This window comes from Microbacterium sp. NIBRBAC000506063 (assembly GCF_017968845.1).
GTDB lineage: Bacteria > Actinomycetota > Actinomycetes > Actinomycetales > Microbacteriaceae > Microbacterium.
The window spans coordinates 1,095,109-1,115,001 of record NZ_CP072876.1; the positions used below are offsets into that span (position 1 = coordinate 1,095,109).

At 68.4% G+C, this 19,893-nt stretch carries 24 protein-coding genes and 3 pseudogenes; 17 read left to right on the forward strand and 10 right to left on the reverse strand.

Annotated elements, in window-relative coordinates; genetic code table 11:
* Positions 1-2 precede the first annotated feature (2 nt).
* Together KAE78_RS06240 and KAE78_RS06245 are read right to left on the reverse strand one after the other, a co-directional pair.
* Entirely contained in the window at positions 3-914 is a 912-nt protein-coding gene (locus KAE78_RS06240) for an LLM class flavin-dependent oxidoreductase (protein WP_223172424.1), read from the reverse strand.
* Positions 806-1,117, reverse strand: a complete 312-nt coding sequence (locus tag KAE78_RS06245) for a hypothetical protein (protein WP_223172183.1) — start codon at positions 1,115-1,117, stop codon at positions 806-808. Before KAE78_RS06245 ends, KAE78_RS06240 begins: the two co-directional genes overlap by 109 nt.
* Before the next feature lie 235 nt (positions 1,118-1,352).
* On the opposite strand from KAE78_RS06245, the gene KAE78_RS06250 reads away from it, so the two are divergent.
* The 3 genes from KAE78_RS06250 to KAE78_RS06260 are packed head-to-tail and all read left to right on the forward strand — an operon-like array spanning position 1,353 to position 3,381.
* Positions 1,353-2,462, forward strand: coding sequence for an LLM class flavin-dependent oxidoreductase (locus tag KAE78_RS06250; protein ID WP_223172184.1), 1,110 nt, complete (start codon positions 1,353-1,355; stop codon positions 2,460-2,462).
* Complete coding sequence (locus KAE78_RS06255; protein ID WP_223172185.1) at positions 2,459-2,875, forward strand: RidA family protein; 417 nt, start codon at positions 2,459-2,461, stop codon at positions 2,873-2,875. Before KAE78_RS06250 ends, KAE78_RS06255 begins: the two co-directional genes overlap by 4 nt.
* The gene (locus tag KAE78_RS06260) at positions 2,872-3,381 is read left to right on the forward strand and encodes a flavin reductase family protein (RefSeq protein ID WP_223172186.1); all 510 of its coding nucleotides are present in this window, start codon (positions 2,872-2,874) and stop codon (positions 3,379-3,381) included. Before KAE78_RS06255 ends, KAE78_RS06260 begins: the two co-directional genes overlap by 4 nt.
* Here KAE78_RS06260 and KAE78_RS06265 read toward each other — a convergent pair.
* Together KAE78_RS06265 and KAE78_RS06270 are read right to left on the reverse strand one after the other, a co-directional pair.
* The gene (locus KAE78_RS06265; protein WP_223172187.1) at positions 3,356-4,093 is read right to left on the reverse strand and encodes a GntR family transcriptional regulator; all 738 of its coding nucleotides are present in this window, start codon (positions 4,091-4,093) and stop codon (positions 3,356-3,358) included. The two genes, KAE78_RS06260 and KAE78_RS06265, sit on opposite strands and share 26 nt — an antisense overlap.
* A gap of 91 nt (positions 4,094-4,184) precedes the next feature.
* Positions 4,185-5,501, reverse strand: coding sequence for an amidohydrolase family protein (locus KAE78_RS06270; RefSeq protein WP_223172188.1), 1,317 nt, complete (start codon positions 5,499-5,501; stop codon positions 4,185-4,187).
* A 284-nt stretch (positions 5,502-5,785) separates the two neighbouring features.
* Here KAE78_RS06270 and KAE78_RS06275 point away from each other — a divergent pair, with 284 nt between their 5' ends.
* The 8 genes and pseudogenes from KAE78_RS06275 (at position 5,786) to KAE78_RS06310 (ending at position 11,950) form a co-directional block, all read left to right on the forward strand.
* Positions 5,786-7,642 (forward strand): ABC transporter permease subunit, encoded by a 1,857-nt coding sequence (locus KAE78_RS06275; protein ID WP_262927785.1) that lies wholly within the window; start codon positions 5,786-5,788, stop codon positions 7,640-7,642.
* Entirely contained in the window at positions 7,639-8,442 is an 804-nt protein-coding gene (locus tag KAE78_RS06280) for an ABC transporter ATP-binding protein (RefSeq protein WP_223172190.1), read from the forward strand. Before KAE78_RS06275 ends, KAE78_RS06280 begins: the two co-directional genes overlap by 4 nt.
* Positions 8,439-8,783, forward strand: a complete 345-nt coding sequence (locus KAE78_RS17440; RefSeq protein WP_262927786.1) for an ATP-binding cassette domain-containing protein — start codon at positions 8,439-8,441, stop codon at positions 8,781-8,783. The genes KAE78_RS06280 and KAE78_RS17440 overlap by 4 nt, the downstream gene beginning before the upstream one ends.
* On the forward strand, positions 8,768-9,262 hold the full coding sequence (locus KAE78_RS17445; RefSeq protein ID WP_262927787.1) for an ATP-binding cassette domain-containing protein: 495 nt from the start codon (positions 8,768-8,770) through the stop codon (positions 9,260-9,262). Before KAE78_RS17440 ends, KAE78_RS17445 begins: the two co-directional genes overlap by 16 nt.
* 339 nt (positions 9,263-9,601) lie before the next feature.
* A pseudogene (locus KAE78_RS06295) lies at positions 9,602-10,683 on the forward strand (ABC transporter substrate-binding protein); the annotation flags it as partial.
* A gap of 42 nt (positions 10,684-10,725) precedes the next feature.
* On the forward strand, positions 10,726-10,983 hold the full coding sequence (locus KAE78_RS06300; protein WP_223172192.1) for a hypothetical protein: 258 nt from the start codon (positions 10,726-10,728) through the stop codon (positions 10,981-10,983).
* An 88-nt stretch (positions 10,984-11,071) separates the two neighbouring features.
* The gene (locus KAE78_RS06305) at positions 11,072-11,596 is read left to right on the forward strand and encodes an NAD(P)H-dependent oxidoreductase (RefSeq protein ID WP_223172193.1); all 525 of its coding nucleotides are present in this window, start codon (positions 11,072-11,074) and stop codon (positions 11,594-11,596) included.
* Positions 11,597-11,605: 9 nt separating this feature from the next.
* Positions 11,606-11,950, forward strand: a complete 345-nt coding sequence (locus KAE78_RS06310) for a tryptophan synthase subunit alpha (RefSeq protein WP_223172194.1) — start codon at positions 11,606-11,608, stop codon at positions 11,948-11,950.
* An 87-nt stretch (positions 11,951-12,037) separates the two neighbouring features.
* Here the strand turns inward: KAE78_RS06310 and trxA are convergent, their stop codons facing one another.
* The 6 genes and pseudogenes from trxA to KAE78_RS06335 form a co-directional block, all read right to left on the reverse strand.
* Positions 12,038-12,361 carry a thioredoxin gene (gene trxA, locus KAE78_RS06315; protein WP_223172195.1) on the reverse strand — a complete coding sequence of 108 codons (324 nt, stop codon included), beginning with the start codon at positions 12,359-12,361 and terminating at the stop codon, positions 12,038-12,040.
* 62 nt (positions 12,362-12,423) lie between these two features.
* Positions 12,424-13,382: pseudogene (gene trxB, locus KAE78_RS06320) on the reverse strand (thioredoxin-disulfide reductase).
* A gap of 67 nt (positions 13,383-13,449) precedes the next feature.
* Complete coding sequence (gene murJ, locus KAE78_RS06325; protein WP_262927836.1) at positions 13,450-14,658, reverse strand: murein biosynthesis integral membrane protein MurJ; 1,209 nt, start codon at positions 14,656-14,658, stop codon at positions 13,450-13,452.
* Positions 14,659-14,768: 110 nt separating this feature from the next.
* A pseudogene (locus KAE78_RS17450) lies at positions 14,769-15,104 on the reverse strand (lipid II flippase MurJ); the annotation flags it as partial.
* Positions 15,058-16,107, reverse strand: a complete 1,050-nt coding sequence (locus KAE78_RS06330) for a DUF6049 family protein (protein WP_223172196.1) — start codon at positions 16,105-16,107, stop codon at positions 15,058-15,060. The pseudogene KAE78_RS17450 and the gene KAE78_RS06330, both read right to left, overlap by 47 nt.
* Before the next feature lie 382 nt (positions 16,108-16,489).
* Positions 16,490-17,149, reverse strand: coding sequence for a DUF6049 family protein (locus KAE78_RS06335; RefSeq protein ID WP_223172197.1), 660 nt, complete (start codon positions 17,147-17,149; stop codon positions 16,490-16,492).
* Between the two features lie 319 nt (positions 17,150-17,468).
* Here KAE78_RS06335 and KAE78_RS06340 point away from each other — a divergent pair, with 319 nt between their 5' ends.
* Genes KAE78_RS06340 through KAE78_RS06360 form a run of 6 tightly spaced genes read left to right on the forward strand, consistent with a single transcriptional unit; the run spans position 17,469 to position 19,886 of the window.
* Positions 17,469-18,074, forward strand: coding sequence for a methyltransferase (locus KAE78_RS06340; protein ID WP_223172198.1), 606 nt, complete (start codon positions 17,469-17,471; stop codon positions 18,072-18,074).
* Positions 17,990-18,571: a hypothetical protein gene (locus tag KAE78_RS06345; protein WP_223172199.1), complete on the forward strand. Its 582-nt coding sequence runs from the start codon at positions 17,990-17,992 to the stop codon at positions 18,569-18,571. Before KAE78_RS06340 ends, KAE78_RS06345 begins: the two co-directional genes overlap by 85 nt.
* Entirely contained in the window at positions 18,568-18,786 is a 219-nt protein-coding gene (locus KAE78_RS06350; protein WP_223172200.1) for a hypothetical protein, read from the forward strand. Before KAE78_RS06345 ends, KAE78_RS06350 begins: the two co-directional genes overlap by 4 nt.
* A gap of 52 nt (positions 18,787-18,838) precedes the next feature.
* Positions 18,839-19,198 carry a hypothetical protein gene (locus KAE78_RS06355; RefSeq protein ID WP_223172201.1) on the forward strand — a complete coding sequence of 120 codons (360 nt, stop codon included), beginning with the start codon at positions 18,839-18,841 and terminating at the stop codon, positions 19,196-19,198.
* Positions 19,195-19,530 (forward strand): NAD(P)-dependent oxidoreductase, encoded by a 336-nt coding sequence (locus KAE78_RS17455; RefSeq protein WP_262927788.1) that lies wholly within the window; start codon positions 19,195-19,197, stop codon positions 19,528-19,530. The genes KAE78_RS06355 and KAE78_RS17455 overlap by 4 nt, the downstream gene beginning before the upstream one ends.
* Complete coding sequence (locus KAE78_RS06360) at positions 19,464-19,886, forward strand: NAD(P)-dependent oxidoreductase (RefSeq protein ID WP_262927789.1); 423 nt, start codon at positions 19,464-19,466, stop codon at positions 19,884-19,886. The genes KAE78_RS17455 and KAE78_RS06360 overlap by 67 nt, the downstream gene beginning before the upstream one ends.
* Positions 19,887-19,893: the final 7 nt, after the last annotated feature.

The window sequence follows — 19,893 nt, forward strand, 5'->3', positions numbered from 1 at the left end:
GTTCAGGAGCGGACCAGCGGAGGCAGCGCACCCTGAAGGCGGGTGCCATAGCCGTTGGCCTCGAGGAGCGGAAGCACCTCCTCACCGAGCACCTGCAGGTCGGTGACGAAGTCCGGCATGATGAAGATGAGGGAGTCGAGCTCCGCCTTGTCGGAGAGGTCGGCGAGGCGCTCGGCGAGCGTGGCCGGGCTGCCGTGGATCGTGCCCGTGGACAGCGCCATCGTCTCGGCCCAGCGCTTCAGATCGGCCGTGTTGGAGGTGGGATCGAGGGCGGCGCTGCGCATCCCGAACTCGCGCGCCATGTTGTCCAGCGCGACGGTGTCCTTGGCCTGGCTGTAGAGCTCGACCCGCCGCGCGGCGTCGGCATCGGTCTCGCCGGGAACGACCATGAAGATGCACAGGCTCTGCAGGTCGGGCTTGTCGTTCGCCTCGGCGATGCGGCGGGTGCGCTGGCCGAGCTCGATGACGCGTTCGTCCGTGGTCCCCTCGAACATGACGCCGTCGAGCTGCTGGGCGACGAACTCGAGGCCGATCTCCGATGTGGCCGCGCAGATCATACGGGGCACGCCCTGGATGGGCTTCGGGCTCGACTGGCAGTCGAGGAGGGTGTAGAACTCGCCGTCGTAGTCGACGACGTTCTCCGTCCAGAGGGCCTTGACGACCTCGACCCATTCCTTCGCCCTGCGGTACTTCTCCGGGTTGTCGGCGTCGAAGCCGATGCCCATCTGACGCTCGGAGGAGCGGTTCCCGCCGGCGACGATGTTGAGGCCGGAGCGGCCGAGGGAGATCTGGTCGGAGGTCGCGATCATCTTCGCCGCGACGGCGGGGTGGAGGAGGGAGGTGTTGACGGTTCCCCACAGACCGATGTCGTTCGTGGCCTCGGCGAGGCCCGCGGCGGTGGTGAGCGACTCCAGGTTGTCGTCGAAGTGCCGGGTCGCACCACCGTGGCCCGCCAGACGGCCTGACTCAGTGCGAAGTGGAAGCCGTACTGCTCCGCGGAGATCGCGACCTGTCGGTTGTAGGAGTAGGAGCCGTCGAGGACGGGTGCGTTCGTCGATGGGATCCAGCCGCCGCTGCCGACGGGAAGGAATATCCCGTACTCGATGTTCCGTGCCATCTCGATGTCTCCTTGCGTTCGAGCCGTGTCTGAGTCCCTGATGGACAGGCGATCGGAAGGGATCGCCTCGGTCTCATCTTGCGGACCCGTCGTTGCCGTCCAATGAAAGCTGTGTTGCTAATAAGTTACAAATTCGAATTTCGTTTTGATATGAGAAGGAAGACCATGAAGATTATGGCGAGGGGACCGCCCGCCCCAGCGCGTCGGCGGACCATGAATCGAGAGCGAGATGCACATGGGCAGCACCACAACAGAACGGACGATCGACACCGGAGTCTTCCTCCCGGTCGGCAATGGAGGATGGATCATCTCGACGACCACTCCGGACGTTCCCGCCACCTACGGATACAACCGGGAGGTCACCCGGCTGGCGGAGGAACTGGGATTCGACTTCGCACTGAGCATGGCGAAGTGGCGGGGATACGGCGGTCCCTCACAGCACTGGGACTACACGATCGAGTCCTTGTCGACGATGGGCGCGCTCGCCGAGGCGACGGAGCGGATCAAGCTCTGGGGCACCGTGCACACGATGGTGTGGCACCCCGCCGTCGTGGCGAAGATGGTGGCGACGCTCGACCAGGTCTCGGGAGGGCGCGTCGGCCTCAACCTCGTCTCCGGCTCCAATCCCTTCGATCAGGGGCAGATGGGTCTGTGGAAGGACATCGGTCACGCCGAACGCTACGCACTCGCAGAGGAGTGGATCACCGTCGCCAAGCGGCTCTGGAGCGAGGATCGCGTCGACCACAGCGGCACGCACTTCACGCTCGAGGACTGCGTGTCCCGGCCGAAGCCGAGCGCCATGCCGACCATCATCTCGGCGGGCACCTCCGACACCGGGCTCGAGTTCGCCATCCGCAACTGCGACGTGTGCTTCGTGAGCGGAAGCGACGATCAGACGCTGCGCCAGATGGGCGAGCGGGTGAGGCGCATCTCCGCCGAGGTCGGGAAGGAGGCGAAGATCTACGCGCTGTTCATGGTCATCCCCGGGGCGACGGACGAAGAGGCGCGAGAGCGCGTGATGCGCTACGACGCGGGCGTCGACGTCGAGGCGATCGAGCGACAGGCCTATGAGTACTCCACCGACGTCAAGGAGAACTCGATGCGGACGAAGAACCTCCAGCGCCTCGAGGATCCGCGGGCGGTGTCGCGGTCGGCGGTCGTCGGATCGCCGGAGTCGATCGCAGAGCAGCTCGCCACGCTCATCCACGCCGCCCCGCTCGACGGGGTCACGCTCACCTTCCCCGATTTCATCGGCGACCTGCGCACCTTCGGTGAGGAGGTCGTGCCGCGGCTGCGCGATCACGGCATCGTCACCGGCGCCGAGAAGCTCAAGGTCGCACAGTGAGCGGGCGACGTCACATCGATCCGGTCGCGCTGCGGAAGACCCCCGGCTACACGCACGCGGTCGTCGCCGAGGGCACTCAGGTGCATCTCACCGGCCAGGTGGCCTGGGATCTCGAGGGCAAGGTCGTCGGCGTCGGCGACATCGACCGGCAGCTGGAGCAGACCTGGTCGAACCTGCGCGCGCTCGTGGAGGCGGTCGGCGCCACGATGGACGACGTCGTCAAGCTCACCACGTACGCGGTGCGTCGCGAGGACATGCCCGCGATCGGTGCCGCGAAGAGGGCCCAGTTCGCCGCCGAGCGGATGCCGGCGAGCACGCTCGTCTTCGTCGCGGGCCTCGCCGACCCCGATCTGCTCGTCGAGATCGAAGCCATCGTCGTCCTATCCGATTCAGCACTGGAGAACGAATCATGAACCACGCCCCCGACCTCGTCGCCGTCGATCCGTCGACCCTGCGCAACGCCTTCGCGCAGTTCCCCTCGGGTGTCGCCGCGCTCATCGGGCAGGCCGGCGGACAGACCCATGTCATGGTCGCCTCCTCCTTCGCGGTGGGGGTTTCCCTGGAGCCCGCCCTCGCGATGTTCGCCGTCCAGCGCAGCTCCACGACGTGGCCGGATCTCGCCAAGGCCGACCGGATCGGCGTCTCCGTGCTCAGCGACATCCATGCGCCGATCTGTCGTCAGCTCGCGGGACGGGACAAGGACCGACGGCTGAGCGGCGTCGCCCATGAGCGCCGTCCCGGGGGCGCGATCGTGCTGCCCGAGGCGAGCCTTCGGATGGACTGCCGTGTCTACGCGACCCATCCTGCGGGGGATCACGACGTGGTGATCCTGGAGGTGCTGGCGGTCCAGTTCGACGACGAGTGCGAGCCCCTGATCTGGCACCGCTCCGCGTTCAGAGCGCTTGCGCAGGCTTCCTGACCGGAGACTCCACGGACTGCTTGAGCAGCATCCCCTCGACGACCTCCCATGTGGGCCTGCGGTGCTCGATGAGGTGCGCGGAGATCTGGGCGGCGTCGCGGCGCTTGATCGCCTCGATGATGAGACGGTGTTCGTGGATGCCTTCCCAGAGGCGTCGCGGAACCGCGTTGAGCGCGGCGTTGAGGATGAGCTGCGAGGTGCTGTTCAGCGAGACGATGAAGGAGTTCACGCGCTCGGAGTGCGTCGCCTCGCTGAGCAGGCTGTGGAAGCGGGAGTTGAGCTTCGCGTAGTCGTTCGGATTCTCCTCGATCTGCTGCTGCACCGTTTCGAGGGCCGCGATGTCCTCCTCGGTGGCGCGGAGCACGAGCAGCTCGGCCATGACCTGGCTGCAGGCGTTGAGAAGGAGGTGGACGTCCTGGAACTCCTCCAGGGTGATCCCGGTGACCACCGCGCCCTTGTGGGCATCCATTCGGATGAGGCCCTCTGAGGCCAGATCCCGCAGCGCTTCGCGCACGGGGGTGACGCTCACCTCGAGGCGTCGCGCGATCTCGGTCTGCAGAAGCTTCGAGTTCGGCGGGAACACCCCGGAGACGATCGCGTTGCGCAGTGCGTTGCGCACCCGTTCGTGCACGGTCCGTCCGCGTGCGGTGTCAAGCGAGGGGAGCTGCTCGAGCTGATGGGCGATGTCGGTGGGTATGGCGCCGGCGTTCATGCCTTGTCCAATCTGCTGCGACGCCTGATGTGCGTGCGACGTCAATACATTCGACTTTACCTTTTATGGTCGCCTTGTCCACCACTCCGCGTCAATGCCTGCTCATCGCGAAGCGCCGCTGGGCTCTCTTCAGTGCGGATGCGGCTTCGAGGGCGACCTCGTTCTCGTCCACCTTCGTCAGGCGTCGTCCGGACATCACCACCTCGCCGTTGATGATGCTCGTGTCGACGTCGGCGCCGCTCGTGCCGAGCACGAAGTAGTCGAGCACCATGGCATGGTTCGTCCGGTCCAGGAGTGCGTACTTCACCTGGTCGACGTCCACCAGGACGAGGTCGGCGCGCTTCCCGGGTGCGAGCACGCCGGCGTCGAGGCCGAGCGCGGCGGCGCCGTTGCGCGTCGCCATCGTGAGAGCGGTCTTGTTCCGGGTGGCGGTGATGTCCTGAACGGTCGCGCGATGGAGGAAGGTCGCCCAGCGCATCACCTCGAACAGGTCGAAGCCGAGACCGGCGTCCGATCCGAGGCCGACGTTGATGCCCGCGTGCCGGTAGTCGTTGAGGCGCGCGATGCCGTTGGCGAGGAGGGAGTTCGATGCCGGGTTGTGCGAGATGTGCGTCCCGGTCTCGGCGATCATCCCGATCTCGGAGTCGTCGAGCTGAACCGCGTGGGCGGCGATGACATCCGTTCCGAGGAAGCCGAGCTCGTAGGCGAGCTGCGTGGGGCGCTTGCCGAAACGGGAGAGGGCATCCTCCACCTCGGACATCGACTCGTTGAGGTGGATGTGGATGAGCATGCCGAGTTCGCTCGCCGCCTCGCGGACCTCCGTGAGGAGCTCGGGGCTCGCGCAGGGGAGCCACTCGACCCCCATCGCCACTCGCACGAGACCGTCTTCGTCCCGGGCGACGTCGTGGAACGCGCGGATGTTGTCCGCCACGGTGTCGATTCCGGTCTCCGGAGTGGCGATCTCGTTCGAGAGCACGGCGCGCATGCCCACCTCGCGGGCGGCCCTGGCCCGCGCCGGCGTCTGCACGTACATGTCGTTCACGGTGGTCGTGCCGCTCTTGATCGACTCGGAGTAGCACGCCAGCGAGGCCCAGTAGGCGTCCTCGTCGCTGAGCGATCCGATGTACGGGTACCAGTTCTGGAAGAGCATCTCCCACATCGGCGCCCGCTCCTCCGGCTCGCCCGCGGTCTTGCCGAGATCGACGTGGTAGTGCAGGTTGACGAGCCCGGGGGCGACGATGCGCCGACTCGCGTCGATCACCCGGTCGTCGGGCAGGGCCACCAGCTCGGAGGCCGGCCCGATCCAGGTGATGCGCGAGCCCTCGATCACGATGCTGCCATCGCTGTAGAAGGGGTTCGCCGGGTCTTCGGTGAGAATCGCGCCGTTGACTATGACCGTTCTGGACAAGGTCTCCTCCGTAGCATCCTGGGTGAAATGGATTGTGCAAAATCGAAGATATCACCTCGGAGTCGCGAGCAGAGGAGAGGATCCTCGGCGGGAGAGGCCCGAAACATCCCGCTAACACAGTCTTCTCGTCCTGTTTACGGGCGGTGGTGGGTTCCGTGGAAATCAACATATAAATTCGAAAGTGCATTGCACCCCGATGGAAAGACAGCTACGGAGACAGAATGTCCGGTTCTTGGATAGTCGTGAAACGCATCCTCTGGGTGTTTCCGGTTGCCTTCGGAGTCGTGACCCTCACGTTCTTCCTCGCGCGCATCTTCGGCGGCGATCCCGTGGATCAGTATCTGCCCGTCGACGCCGATGACCAACTCCGCGCCACGGTGCGCAGGGAGCTCGGACTGGACAAGCCCATCTGGGACCAGTACATCGGCTATCTCCTCGGAATCCTCCAGGGCGACTTCGGCACATCGTTCGAGACGCGCAAGTCGGTGACCTCCGATCTCCTGCTCCGGATGCCCGCGACGATCGAGCTCGCGATCTGGGGCCTGACGATCGGTGTCATCCTCGGCCTGGTCCTCGGCGTGATCGGCGCGGCGAAGAAGGACGGGTTCGCCGATCAGATCGTCCGCGGCGTCGTGATCGGCGGGATGTCGATCCCCTCCTTCTGGATCGGCCTGGTCCTGATCTTCTTCTTCGCCGTGGTCCTGCAGGTCATGCCCGGACCGGTGGGCCGGCTCCCCATCGGCATGAGTCCGCCGCAGGGGATCACCGGCCTGTACGTCCTCGACTCCCTCCTCGTCGGAGACTGGTCCCGCTTCTGGCTCTCGGTCCAGCACCTCATGCTCCCGGCGATCACGCTGGGCATCGGGATCATGGCGCCCATCGCGCGCGTCACGCGGACGGGCATGGTGGAGGCCCTCCAGTCCGACTACACCCGCACGGCCGTCGCGATGGGATACCCGCGGCACCGGATCCTCTTCCGGTACTCCCTCAAGAACGCGATGCTGCCCGTGATCACGATGCTCGGCGAGGTGCTCGCGTTCGCGATCGGCGGCGCGCTGCTCGTCGAGGCGGTGTTCGCCTGGCCGGGACTGGGAGCCTATGCGCTCCACGCGATCAACAAGTTCGACTTCGGGGCGCTGCAGGGATTCGTCGTCTACACGGCGCTCATCTACGTCTTCGCCTATCTCCTGGTCGACCTTCTCTACATGGCGGCGGATCCACGTACACGCACCGGACTCAAGGGGCGCGATGAGCAGCGAGGTGATCAAGATCGCGAAGAACGCGGCAGTGACGACATCGGCCAGTCCCGCACGGACGAAGGGCCCCGACGGTCATCCCGGTGGAACCCTTCGCTCCTCGGCGGGATCGGGGTGCTCGGCGTGTATGCCGTGCTCGGGCCATCGGCCTGTTCTGGACCCCGTACCCCCGGGAGCCAGCGGCACCGGACCCTCCTTCGCCCCGCCGAGCGCAGAGCATCTCTTCGGGACCGACCGGCTCGGCAGGGACATCGCCTCCATGGTCTGGGCGGCCACCCCCTCGACCTGGGCATCGTCATCACGGCCGTGCTCGCCGCGTTCGCGATCGGAACCGTCATCGGCACGCTCGCCGGCTTCTACGGCAGCGGGCTGGACACGCTCATCACCCGGCTCCTGGAGGTGCTGCAGTCCTTCCCCGCACTGCTGCTCGCCCTCCTCGTCGTGCAGGTGATCGGGCCCGGATTCGCCAACGTGGTGATGGTGCTCGTCCTCATCGGCGTCGCCAACTACATCCGGCTCGCGCGCGCCGAGGTCCTCAGCAAGAAGACCATGCAGTACACGGAGGCGGCCAAGCTCGCCGGGGCGAGCCCGCTGCAGGTCGCATTCCTGCACATCCTCCCCAACAGCTGGGGTCCTCTGATCGCCTACAGCTCCGTCAACGCGGCGTGGTCGGTGCTGATCGTGGCGAGCCTCGGCTTCCTCGGCGTCGGGCTCCCGCCGGGAACGCCGGAGTGGGGTTCGCTGATCGCCCAGGGGCAGACGGCGATCACCTCGGGTCTGTGGTGGGTCTCCCTGTTCCCCGGTCTGGCGATCGTGGGCCTGGCCACGGGGTTCTATCTGCTCGGCGACGGACTCACCGAGCTCACGGATCCGAGGAGGCGATGACCGTGGACGATGATGTGGTGCTCCGGGTGAGGGAGCTGCGCGGACGCTTCGACGGACAGGAGCACGACACCCTCCACGACGTCGGCTTCGACGTGCGATCGGGCAGGATCACCGCGATCGTGGGCGAGACCGGAAGCGGCAAGTCGCTGACCGGGCTGTGCGCACTGGGCATCCAGCCCGCCAGCTTCCGCGTGCTCCAGGGTTCGATCGACTTCATGGGCGTCGAGCTCCTCGGCGCCCCCGGATCCGTGATGCGCTCGATAAGAGGTCGGCGGATCGCCATGGTGTTCCAGGATGCGCGCACGGCGCTCAACCCGGTCTTCACGGTCGGAGCGCAGCTCGCAGAGGCCTATCGGGCCCACACGGGGGCGTCCCCGCGGGAGGCGGCCGCCGAGGCGGTGTCCGCCCTGGAGCGGGTCAGGATCAACGACCCCGCCCGCCGCGCCAAGCAGTATCCGCACGAGTTCTCGGGCGGCATGGCGCAGCGGGTGATGATCGCGATGGGCCTGATCTGCGCGCCCGAGCTGGTCATCCTCGACGAGCCGACGACCGGGTTGGACGTGACGATCCAGGCGGGCATCATGGACCTCCTCGCGGAACTGGCCGAGGGCGGCATGACCGCGATCCTCATCACCCACGATCTCGGGGTCGTCGCGGAGACCTGCGACGACGTGGTCGTGATGCGCGAGGGAAGGGTCGTGGAGACCGGGAGCGCGAAGCAGATCTTCACGGCGGCCCGGGACGAGTACACGATCGCCCTCCTCGAGGCGAGCCGTGCGATCGAGGATGTGGTGGCATGAAACCGGCGCTCGAAGTGAAGGATCTCGTGAAGGTCTACGGCGGCGGGCTCAGGAAGAGCACCGCGGTCACGGCCCTGGACGGCGTCAGCCTCGAGGTCCACCGCGGCAGGACCACCGCCATCGTCGGCGAGAGCGGATCGGGCAAGTCCACGCTCGCGAAGTGCATCCTCGGTCTCGCCGAGCCGACCTCGGGAACGATCGAGATCGAGGGACTCGACCCGATCAAGCGGGGTCAGCATGTGCCGATCAACCTGTATCGCACCGTGCAGATGGTCTTCCAGGACCCCCACGCCTCCCTCAACCCGCGGATGACCGTGGGGCGATCGTGGGAGAGCCCCTGAAGCGGCATCTGCACATGAGACCCGCTGCGCGCCGCGCACGCGTGGCGGAGCTGCTCGAGCTCGTCCGGCTCGAGCCCTCGCACGCCGAACGCTATCCGCATCAGCTCAGCGGCGGGCAGCGACAGCGCGTCGGCATCGCCAGGGCGCTGGCTCCCAACCCGAAGGTCCTGGTCCTGGATGAGCCGACCTCCTCCCTGGACGTCTCCGTTCGACAGCACGTCCTCGACCTGCTCGTCGACATCCAGCGACAGCTCTCGCTCGGATACATCTTCATCAGCCACGATCTGGCCGTGGTGCGCCGCCTGGCCGATCACGTGCACGTGATGCACAGAGGAAAGGTCGTCGAGTCCGCGACGGCCGAGGAGGTCTTCAGCAATCCGCAGCACGAGTACACGAGGGCGTTGCTCGACGCGATCCCGATTCCGCAGTGGCGGGAGTCTCGACGCCGCCACCGCATCGCCGCAGAGACGGCCCCGTAGTCCCGTCTCCGTGTCACCACCCCTGCAACCGAGTACCGAACCCAAGAAGGAGTGTCAATGAGCACCACATCACGAAACCGGCGGCTGTACGCCGGCGTGGCGGGCGCAACGTTCGTCGCCCTCGCACTGGTCTCCTGTGCGCAGTCGCCGAACGAGGATCCGGCGGAGACCGACCCGAGCGAGAGCCGCACCGAGGTCGTCGTCGCATGGACCGGCGACATCAACAGCATGGACCCGCCGAACAACCCGATCGAGTGGAACCGCGAGCTGTCGTTCGCCACCTACGAGACCCTCGTCAATCACGAGTTCGTCGAGTCCGAGGCCGGATCCCTCGTCTGGATGGGTCTGGATGTCGCGCCGGGCCTGGCCGACTCCTGGGAGATCGACGGGCCCACCGTCACCTTCCATCTCAACGAGGACGCGGTCTTCTACCCGAGCGGGAACCCCGTCACCGCGGAGGACGTCTACTGGTCCTTCGACCGGGCGCTCGAGCACCCCGGCGGCTACGGCCTCTTCAACTTCAACCTCGCCGGAATCTTCAGCGCACCCGACCAGATCGAGGTCATCGACGACAAGACGGTCTCGATCACCTTCCAGAACTCGTCCGGCGACCCGCTGCTGCTGCCGTTCTCGGTCACCTCGCTCCGATTCCCCCACTTCGGGATCATCGACTCGGTCGCGGCTCAGGAGCACGCCACGCCGGAGGACCCCTGGGCGGTCTCCTACCTCGACTGGAACACCCTCGGCTCGGGCGCGTACTACGTCGCGGAGCGCAAGGAGAACGAGGAGATCATCTTCGAGGCCGTGCCGGACTACTACCGCGGTCAGCCCGCGGTGACCCGCGTCGTCGCCACGATCAGCGCGAACGCCGACCTCGTCGCCCTCATGAAGAGCGGCGCCGTCGACATCGCTCGCGCCGGCCTGAGCAATCAGCAGCTCGATGAGCTCGAGGCCAGCGGATTCACGGTCCTCACCGAGGCGGTGCCGAACATCGTCCGGCTCGCGCTGGCAATGGACGACGAGCGCCTCGCCGATCCTCTCGTGCGAAAGGCGATCGCGTACGCCATCCCCTACGAGCAGATCAACAACGTCGTGTACTCTGGCCGAGGCGAGAAGGCCGAGTCGATCGTCAACCCGCTCTCCCCGGATTCGTCGAGACGTGGGCGCAGTACGACTACGACCTCGCCGAGGCGCAGAGCCTCCTCGAGGAGGCTGGCGTCTCGTCCCTGGAGCTGCCGGTGTTCTACGACATCGGCATGGTCGGCCTGGAGGACATCGCACTGCTCATGCAGGAGTCCTTCGCCGAGATCGGGATCACGCTCGAACTCATCGGGCAGCCGACTACGCAGCTGGCCGCCGATCGACTCGCCCGCATCCAGGGAGAGGACTCCCCGCAGACCGGGCTCTTCCTCTCGCAGAGCACGATCTGGCTCGACGACCCCGACCCGACGATCGACAGTGCGGTGAAGTCGACTGGCTCGTTCAACTGGTCGCGGTACGACAACCCCCAGGTCGATGCGCTGCACCTCGACAACCGCTTCAACCAGGACTTCGACGCTCGGGCGGACGCCTACGCGGAGATCCAGGAGATCCTCGCGGAGGAGGTCCCGCTCATCCCGATGATCGTTACAGGGCGTTCCGCCGTCGTCGCACCGGGGCTCGAAGGCTTCGCCTTCACCCCCGACGTGATGACACGGTACAACCTGCTCGAGTGGAAGTAACGGTATGAACGCAGGGTGCCGGTGGACAGGGGAAGCCCTTCACCGGCACCCTCCCCGTGTCGGAGATCGCTGAAAGGAACAGCACACCATGGACGTAGTCGTTGTCGCCGGAAACCCCAAGCCGGCATCCCGCACGCTGTCGGCCGGAGTTCGGCTCGCCGAGCTAGTCGCCCCGGACGCCGAGATCGGCACCGTCGACGTTATAGAGCTGGGAGCGGGTCTGCTGGGCTGGGGGGACGCGACGGTCGCGGAGGCGGTGAGCCTCGCGAAGCGGGCCAAGCTGCTCGTGGTCGCCTCTCCGACGTTCAAGGGGACCTACACCGGTGTGCTCAAGCTCTTCCTGGACCAGTTCGAGACGGCGACCGGTCTTGCCGGCGTCACCGCCGTGCCGCTCATGCTCGGCGCGGGCCCGGCTCACGCCCTGGCGCCGGAGCTGCTGCTCAAGCCGGTGCTCGTCGAGGTGGGGCCGTGGTCCCGCACAGGGCCTCTACGTGAGCGACAAGAGATACGACGACCCCGAGGCCTACGCCGAGTGGCTCGATCGCTGGGGCGGGATCGTCCGCCGATTCATCGAGTGACGAGGGCGCCCTCCCTGCGGTGCGGCTCCGCGTAGGCTGGAGGGATGAACGACGCCATCCCTCGCCGCGCCAGTCTCGAGGTGCTGCGTGCCGAGGCGATGGACGAGCGTGCCGTGCTCATCCAGGAGCGGCTCCTCGGCGGAGAAGACCCGTGGGAGTTCATGGAGGAGCTGCCCAGCGTCGACGAGCTCGTCGTGTTCCTGCTCCGGGCGGAGAACATCGTGGCGAACAACGGCGCGATCCCCGGCGAGGCGCGCAACTATCGGGTGCTGCGGCAGATCGCGCTGGAGTACCCGGAGCTCACGCCGACCGTGTGGCGGCTTCTGGGCGCGACGAACACGCACCGGAAGTGGGACACGCGCATCGCGCAGTTGCCGGACGCGTCGTAGGCGCGATCGTTCGACGGTTCGGGCCCTTCGACCGGTTGCTGAGCCTGTCGAAGCACAGGGACCGAACCGGCTCAGGGACCGGGGTCGCTAGGCGAGGATGCCGGCGAGGTCCTGCTCGAGCGCGGCCTTGGGCTTGGCGCCGATGATCGTCTGGGTCACCTGACCGCCCTGGAACACCTTCATCGCCGGGATCGACGTGATCTGGTACTCCATGGCGAGCTTCGGGTTCTCGTCGACGTTGAGCTTGACGATCGTGATCTTGTCGCCGTGCTCGTCTTGGATCTGGTCCAGGATCGGTGCGACCATGCGGCAGGGTCCGCACCAGGCGGCCCAGAAGTCGACGAGGACGGGTCCTTCGGCCTCCAGGACGTCCTGCTGCCAGGTGGACTCGCTCGTTGCCTTCGCAGTCATGAAATCTCCTTGGGGTTGACGCTCACCGGGGTACAACGCCGAAGAGCTCGCGGGTGTTCCCGTCAGACCGCGGCGGCCAGGGGCGAGGTCTCTGCGGCATCCGACAACTCCGCGAGGTAGTGTTCGGCGTCCAGGGCCGCGACGGTTCCGGATGCCGCGGCGGTGACCGCCTGCCGGTAGGTGGGGTCGACGACGTCGCCGGCGGCGAAGACGCCGGGCACCGAGGTCTTCGAGGAGCGGCCGTCGACGGCGATGGTGCCCTCGGCGGTCAGGTCGAGCTTATCGTGCACGAGGTGGGTGCGCGGGTCGTTGCCGATCGCGACGAAGAGGCCGTCGAGGGGCAGCTCGCGCTCGGAGCCGTCGACCGTCGAGCGCAGCTTCACGCCCTTCACGCCGTCGTCGCCGAGAACCTCGACCACGTCGTGGTTCCAGAGGAACTCGATCTTCTCGTTCGTGAAGGCGCGCTCCTGCATGATCTTGGAGGCACGGAGCGTGTCGCGGCGGTGGATGACGTAGACCTTGTCGGCGAAGCGGGTGAGGAAGGTCGCCTCCTCCATCGCCGAGTCACCGCCGCCGACGACGGCGATCGTGCGCTCGCGGAAGAAGAAGCCGTCGCAGGTGGCGCACCAGGAGACACCGTGTCCGGAGAGGCGCTCCTCGCCCTCCACGCCGAGCTTGCGGTACGCGGAGCCGGTGGCGTAGATGAGGGCCTTCGCCTCGTGGGTGGTGCCGCTGCCGAGCGTCACGCGCTTGACGGCCCGTCGACGTCGAGCGCGGTGACGTCGTCGTAGACGACCTCGGCGCCGAAGCGCTCGGCCTGCGCCTGGATCTTCTCCATGAGCTCGGGGCCCTGGATGCCCTCGGGGAAGCCGGGGAAGTTCTCCACGTCGGTCGTGTTCATCAGTTCGCCGCCGACCTCGACCGAGCTCGCGATCACGAGCGGCTTCAGGTTCGCGCGCGCCGCGTAGATGGCGGCGGTGAACCCGGCGGGGCCTGATCCGATGATGATGACGTCGCGCATGTGCTCTCCTCGTTCCACGGTGACAACCCATGGTAGCCGCGGGACATTCCCGCCGCCGACACGGCGCTCAGCGACGCGGGAGGAAGCGCCGCATGATCTCGGTCGCCGCCGACAGTTCCGGCACGCGCATGAGCGCCATGATGCCGATGTACACGGCCAGAACCACGAGCGCGATGACGCCCGAGCCGACGGCGCCGAAGAGCTTGTCCGCGGTCATCCATCCATCCGGGCCGCTGAGCAGCAGATAGGCTCCCCATCCGGCGAGTCCTGCAGGCGCGGCGGCGACGGCGAATCGCAGAAGTGAGGGCATCCACGCCCGCGACCGGATGCTGCCGATGCGGCGACGCAGCAGCAGGCTCGCCGCGACGGTCTGTGCGATGGAGGCGAGGGCCTGCCCGAAGGCGATTGTCACCGCCAGGTACTCCAGCGGGAGGATCTCGGCGGTGGCCAGTGCGCCGGCGCCCAGCGCGGTCGCGACCACGAGCGCGCATTGGAACAGGGTGAAGAAGAACGGTGTGCGGGTGTCGCCGTAGGCGTAGAAGGTGCGTTGCACGATGAACAGCACCGACAGCGGCCACAGCGCGAGCAGGTAGCACAGCAGTACGGGGGCGAGGGCTTCGGCCTCGGAGGCGTTGTTGGTGAAGACACGAGACGCGGGAACGGATGCCGCGGCCATCGCCGCCACCGCGACGGCCAGGAAGAACCCGAGGGCGCGGATGCTGCGTTCGATGTCGTTCTTGACCTCATCCTTCCGGCCCGCATGGGCGTGCTCGCTGAGCTGGGTGAAGTACGGCGTCCCGATGGAGAGCACGATCAGCGAGTACGGGAGCATGTACAGCAGCCAGGCCTGCTGCATGGCGAAGACCGAGACGCCCTCACCGGAGGCGAGGTTCGCGATCCGCGTCTGAACCAACCCGGCGAGCTGTCCCGCGATCACCATGAGGAAGGTCCAGCCGGCGAGCTTCCCGGTCTGGGCGAGACCGACGCCGCGCCAGCGGAAGTCGGGTCGCAGGCTCAGACCCGTGCGCTTCCAGAACAGCAGCAGGACGACCGCCTGTGCGACGATCCCCAGCGTCGCAGTGCCGCCGAGGAGGGCGATGGCATCCGGGGTCCACATGCTCACATCGGTGAGCTCCGTGCCGAACAGCAGGATCAGCAGCACGAACCCGACGATGGAGACGAGGTTGTTGACGATGGGCGCCCAGGCGAACGGCCCGAAGATGCGGCGGGCGTTGAGCGCCTCGCCGACGAGCGCGTAGAGACCGTAGAAGAAGATCTGCGGGAGGCACCAATACGCGAATGCGGTGGCGAGGGCGTGCTGGGCGGGTCATAGGACGGGGCGTAAAGCTGCACGAGCCACGGTGCCGCTGCCATCGCGATCCCCGTGGTGACCAGGAGCACGACGGTGCCGAGCGTGAAGAGTTTGGAGATGTACGCCCGCCCGCCGTCCTCGGCCGTGCTCGCCTTGACGATCTGCGGGACGATCACGGCGGTCAGGATCCCCGTCGAGATGATCGCGTAGATGTTGTTGGGCAGCTGGTTGGCGACGCCGAAGGCGTCGGCGGCGCGGGAGCTCACCGAGCCGATGGCGGTGACGAGCACGATGCCGCGAAGAAGCCCCGTGATCCGCGAGACCATGGTCCCCGCCGCGATCATCGTGCTCGCGCGGCCCATCTCACTCATCGTCATCCCCCGAGGTTCCGGAGGCGGATGCCGCGGCATCCGCCTTTCGCCGCCGCCTGACCGTCCGGATCACGCCGAGCACGAGCAGCAGTCCGACGCCGACGCCGAGCACGACCAGGCCGATGCTCTCCCACTCGGCGCGCACGATCACGTGGGTGACCTGCGGTTCGCCGATCGGCACGCCCGTGGGGCTGGTCAGGTGCAGGTGCACGTCGACCTCGCCGCTGCCGACGCGCGCCTGCACGGGGACGCGCACGCGGGTGTTGTTCATCGGGATCGACTCCACGGTCGTCTGCGCCTGCACCTCCAGGCGAGGGTCGGCCGGCCGCGCCCCGAGGGTGACGGTGATCGGCCAGGGCAGCTCGTTGTGCACCCAGACGGGCAGGTCGACGGCGGCGCTGAGGATCTGCACGTCGCTGGAGGGCTGGATGCCGACCGAGGAGAGGATGGCGGCGGTGCGTTCGCGATGCGCGGCGACCGCGGCGACGAAGCCGCCCTCCGGCTCTCCGACGCCGATGACCTGCAGCAGGCGGATGCGCTCGAGGTCGGTGAGGACGGCGGGGTCCTCCAGGATCGAGGAGAACGCGAGCAGGTCTTGCTCGTCCGCGAGCATCTCGCGCAGGGCGTCCGCGCGTGCGGGGTCGTCGACGGTGTCGATGTCGGTGGGCGCGGGGTCCTCGGCGAGCAGCTCGGCGAGGGTGACGGGCGTCGCAAGCTCTTCGAGGGCGTCCATGGCGTCGCGCAGCGCATCGACGGTGCGTCCTTCATCGCGCTCGAGCGCCAGGAGCACCGTGCCCGGGGTCTCGGCGAGGGCGATGTGGGCGATGGCGTCCGCGAGCGCGGAGGAGCGCGGGGCGGCATCCGATTCGGAGATCGCCCGCGACAGGGCGGCGGAGGCGGAGGAGTCGTGGATGAGCACGCGGTGCCCGTCGACGTCGGCGAGGGCGGGCGGTGCGGTGCCCGTCGAGGCCGAGGAGGGCAGCACGGTCGTCGTGTCGGGGCCGAAGAAGTCGGCGAAGGTGGCGAGGTCCTCGGCGTCCACGCCACCGCGGGGCCACAGTAGACCGGGGGTGGAGTTCCGGATGCCGGTGAGCTCGTCGAGCGTGGGCAGGGCGACCTCATCGGACTCCTCGGGGTGGTGTCGTCGAGGTCGTCGTCTGCGGGGGAAACGAAGTCGGCGGGGTCGAGGTAGGAGGTGAGGCCGGGAGCGTCCAGCGGGGCGTCAAGACCGGCCTGCACCTGCGCGGTCGCATCGGCGTCGGCGAACTGCAGGGCGAAGCGCTCGTTCGGAAGAGCCTCCAGCGCCGTCAGCCACGATGCCGCCGATGCGGGCGCGGCCTCCCCGAGAGCACGGATCGCCGCCGGGATGGACGGGTCCACGGCGAGGATCGCCGCGCTGCCGCTGAGCGCCTCCAGCTGGGCGGTCAGCACCCCTCCGGGCCGGTCGCCTCGGCGAGCTCCTCCGCGGTGAGCAGGCCGCCGTCGACCGGGGTGAGCGTGATCGGCACGAGCAGCGCGACGGATCGTTCGACCCTCGTGAACAGCACGACGCTGCGGGCGTCCAGCACATGGTGCACGAGGGCGTCGTCAGGCCCCGTCGTGGCGCCGGTGATCTGCGCGCGCAGCGGGTAGACCCCGGATGCGGGCTCCCCGAGCTGGTCGGGTCCGGCGAACAGGTCGATCGTGAGCTCCTCGCCGGCCGCAACGGCGTCGGTGGGCGTCGAGTCGATGACGCCGAACCCTCCGGACGCGGTGCCGGAGGCCAGCCAGGTGGCGAGTGCGGCGCTGCTCGCCAGGGGCGTGCGGCCGAGCTCGAGCACGGCCCGCGCCTCGCTGAGGGTGTCGCCGGTGCTGTTGACGATCGTGACCTTCGCGTGTGCGGTCTCTCCCTCGGAGAGCACGCCGCCGCCGGTCGGAGCCAGATCGACGGTGATCGTCGCGGCTTCCTCGGTCTCCTCGGTGGTGTCGGCCCAGGCGGCCGAAGCCGGGAGCACCATCGCCGCGATCGCGAGAGTCGCCGCCGCGGCCCGTGCCGCACGGCGAAGGTGCGTGCGCAGGCCGGTTCGGGGGACTGTGGCGGTCATGGCATCTTTCTCGGCGGTGGCGGTGCGCCCCGCGGCGGAATGCTGGCTCCTGAGATTCTAGGTGGCGTGTGCAGGGGTTCCCTGAAGGCGCGTAGAGTTGCGGCCGTGTCCGACGCCTCTGCCCCCGTGCCCGACAGGCAGCTCGCCGCCGCGCTCGCCGCCGACCTCGATGCGGCCGATTTCCGCTCCGAGCCGCTGCGGCGACTGTGGGGCGAGGAGGCCGACGACGCGCTGGGCGGGGCCTGCGGCATCCGATCCTCCAGGCGCTGGGGCGGATGCCGGTGCGCTCGCCACTCTCGGGCGCCTCTTCGTGCTGGGCATGACGCAGCCGCTCGACGCGGTCGCCGCCGCGGTGCCCCGGTGCGGCGTGGACGGGCTCGTGGCACTCGGGATCGCGCGGCTCGACGGCGACGCGGTGGCGCCGACGGCTCTTCTGCGCCCGCAGTCGTTCGTCGACGCCGACGGGATCGGTGAGTGGTGGATCGCCAGCGACCTCGATGAGGTGGCGCTGGGCGCAGAGCTGCCCGCCGATCACGTGCTCGGCGTCGGCGGTGCCACCCGAACCCTCGCCGAGCTCGTCATGCCGACCCCTGTCGAACGCGCGCTGGACCTCGGCACCGGATGCGGCATCCAGGCGCTGCTGGTCTCCCGCCATGCCGGGCAGGTCGTCGCCACCGATATCTCGCGGCGGGCCCTCGCCTTCGCCGAGCTCAACGCACAGCTCAACGGCGTGAGCAATATCGTCTTCCGGCGCGGGAGCCTCTTCGAGCCCGTCGCCGGGGAGGCCTTCGACCTCATCGTCTCGAATCCGCCCTTCGTGATCACCCCGCGGGCGCAGGGGTGCCCGACTACGAGTACCGTGACGGCGGACTCGTCGGCGACGCGCTCGTCGAGGAGTTCGTGCGCACGGCGCCCGCCCACCTGACGCCCGGCGGCGCCGCACAGCTGCTCGGCAACTGGGAGTCGCGGGGCTCTGTCGCGGGACTGGACCGGGTCCGCTCGTGGATCCCCGCAGACGCGGACGCCTGGGTCGTCGAGCGCGAAGAGCTCTCGCCTCTCGCCTATGCCGAGCTGTGGATCCGCGACGGCGGCACCCTGCCGCGCGATGCCGGGTTCAGCACGCTGCTGGCGGCCTGGCTCGACGACTTCGCCGCGCGGGAGGTGACCGCGGTCGGGTTCGGATACATCCTGCTGCGGCGGCCCCGTCGGTCCCTGTGCAACCGGTCGAAGGGCCCGGCGTCACGGCTCGCTTCCGTCGCTTCGAGCGCGTTTCCCAGCCGCTGCACGATGCCGGCCGGGCCTTCGCGGCCGGGCTCGCGGCATCCGACCTTCTTCGCTCGGGGCTGCCGGAGACCCTCGTCGCGGCATCCGACGTCACCGAGGCGCGGCACTTCCTGCCCGGCTCCGACGACCCGAGCGTGATCGAGCTGCGGCAGGGCGGCGGGTTCGGGCGCACGATCTCCGTCGATCCGGCGCTGGCCGGATTCGTCGGGGCCTGCGACGGGGAGCTCACCGTCTGGCAGATCGCCGCCGCGCTCGCCGACCTGTTCGAGGTGCCGTTGGCCGACCTCTGGGCCGATCTCGAGCCGCGCATCCGGCAGCTCGTCATCGACGGCTTCCTTCTGCCGGAGGGGTGAGAGCGGTACGTCGTCCCCGGCGAGGCCGGGTAGCGTGAAGGCGGAGGTTTCGATGACTGAACGACTGCGCGTGGCGATCGCCGCGCCCCTGGAGCCGGAGCTGTGCGAGCTCCTCGTCGCCCGCGAGCCGCGGATCGATCTCGTAGTGGATCAGGAACTGCTGCTGCCACCGCAGATGCCCGGAGACTCCTTCGGCGACAGCTCCCACCGGCGCACCGACGACGAGCAGGCCCGCTTCGACGCGCTGCTCGACACCGCCGATGCGCTCTTCGGCGTCCCCGATCAGCGTCCGAAGGCGCTCGCGCGGGTCGTGCGCGCGAATCCGCGACTTCGCTGGGTGCACACGATCCCCGCCGGCGGAGGGCGCAGGTCAAGGCCGCCGAGCTCACCACCGAGGAGCTGGAGCGGGTGACGTTCACGACATCTGCGGGTGTGCACGGGGAGCCGCTGGCCGAGTTCGCCCTCTTCGGGGTGCTGGCCGGCGCGAAGACGCTGCCGCGGCTGATCGATCAGCAGCGACGCAAGGAGTGGCCGGCGCGCTGGCAGATGGGGCAGGTCTCCGATCAGACCGTGCTCATTCTGGGCGTCGGTGGCATCGGGCGGGCTCTCGCCCCCAAGCTCGCCGCCCTCGGCGCGACGGTGATCGGCACTTCGCGCTCGGGTGCGACCGTGCCGGGGTGCACCGCACCGTGCACCCCGACGACCTCGCCCAGGTGCTGCCGGAGGTCGACGCGGTCGTGGTGACCCTGCCCGGAACGGATGCCACCTTCCACCTGGTCGGCACCGAGTTCTTCGCGGCCCTGCGACCCGGGGCGACGATCGTGAACGTCGGTCGTGGCACGGTCATCGACGAGGCCGCGCTCCTGGAGGCGCTGGAGTCGGATGCCGTCGGCTTCGCCGCTCTGGATGTCACCGAGGTCGAGCCGCTGCCTGCCGACAGCCCGCTGTGGGAGCACCCGCGCGTGCTCCTCAGCCCGCACACCGCCGCGACCACGCGAGGGGAGTCCCGCCGGATCGCGGAGTTGTTCGCCGCCAACGCGACGCGTCTGCTCGACGGCGAGGAGCTCGTGAACGTCGTGGACACGGTGGAGTTCTACTGAGCATGCC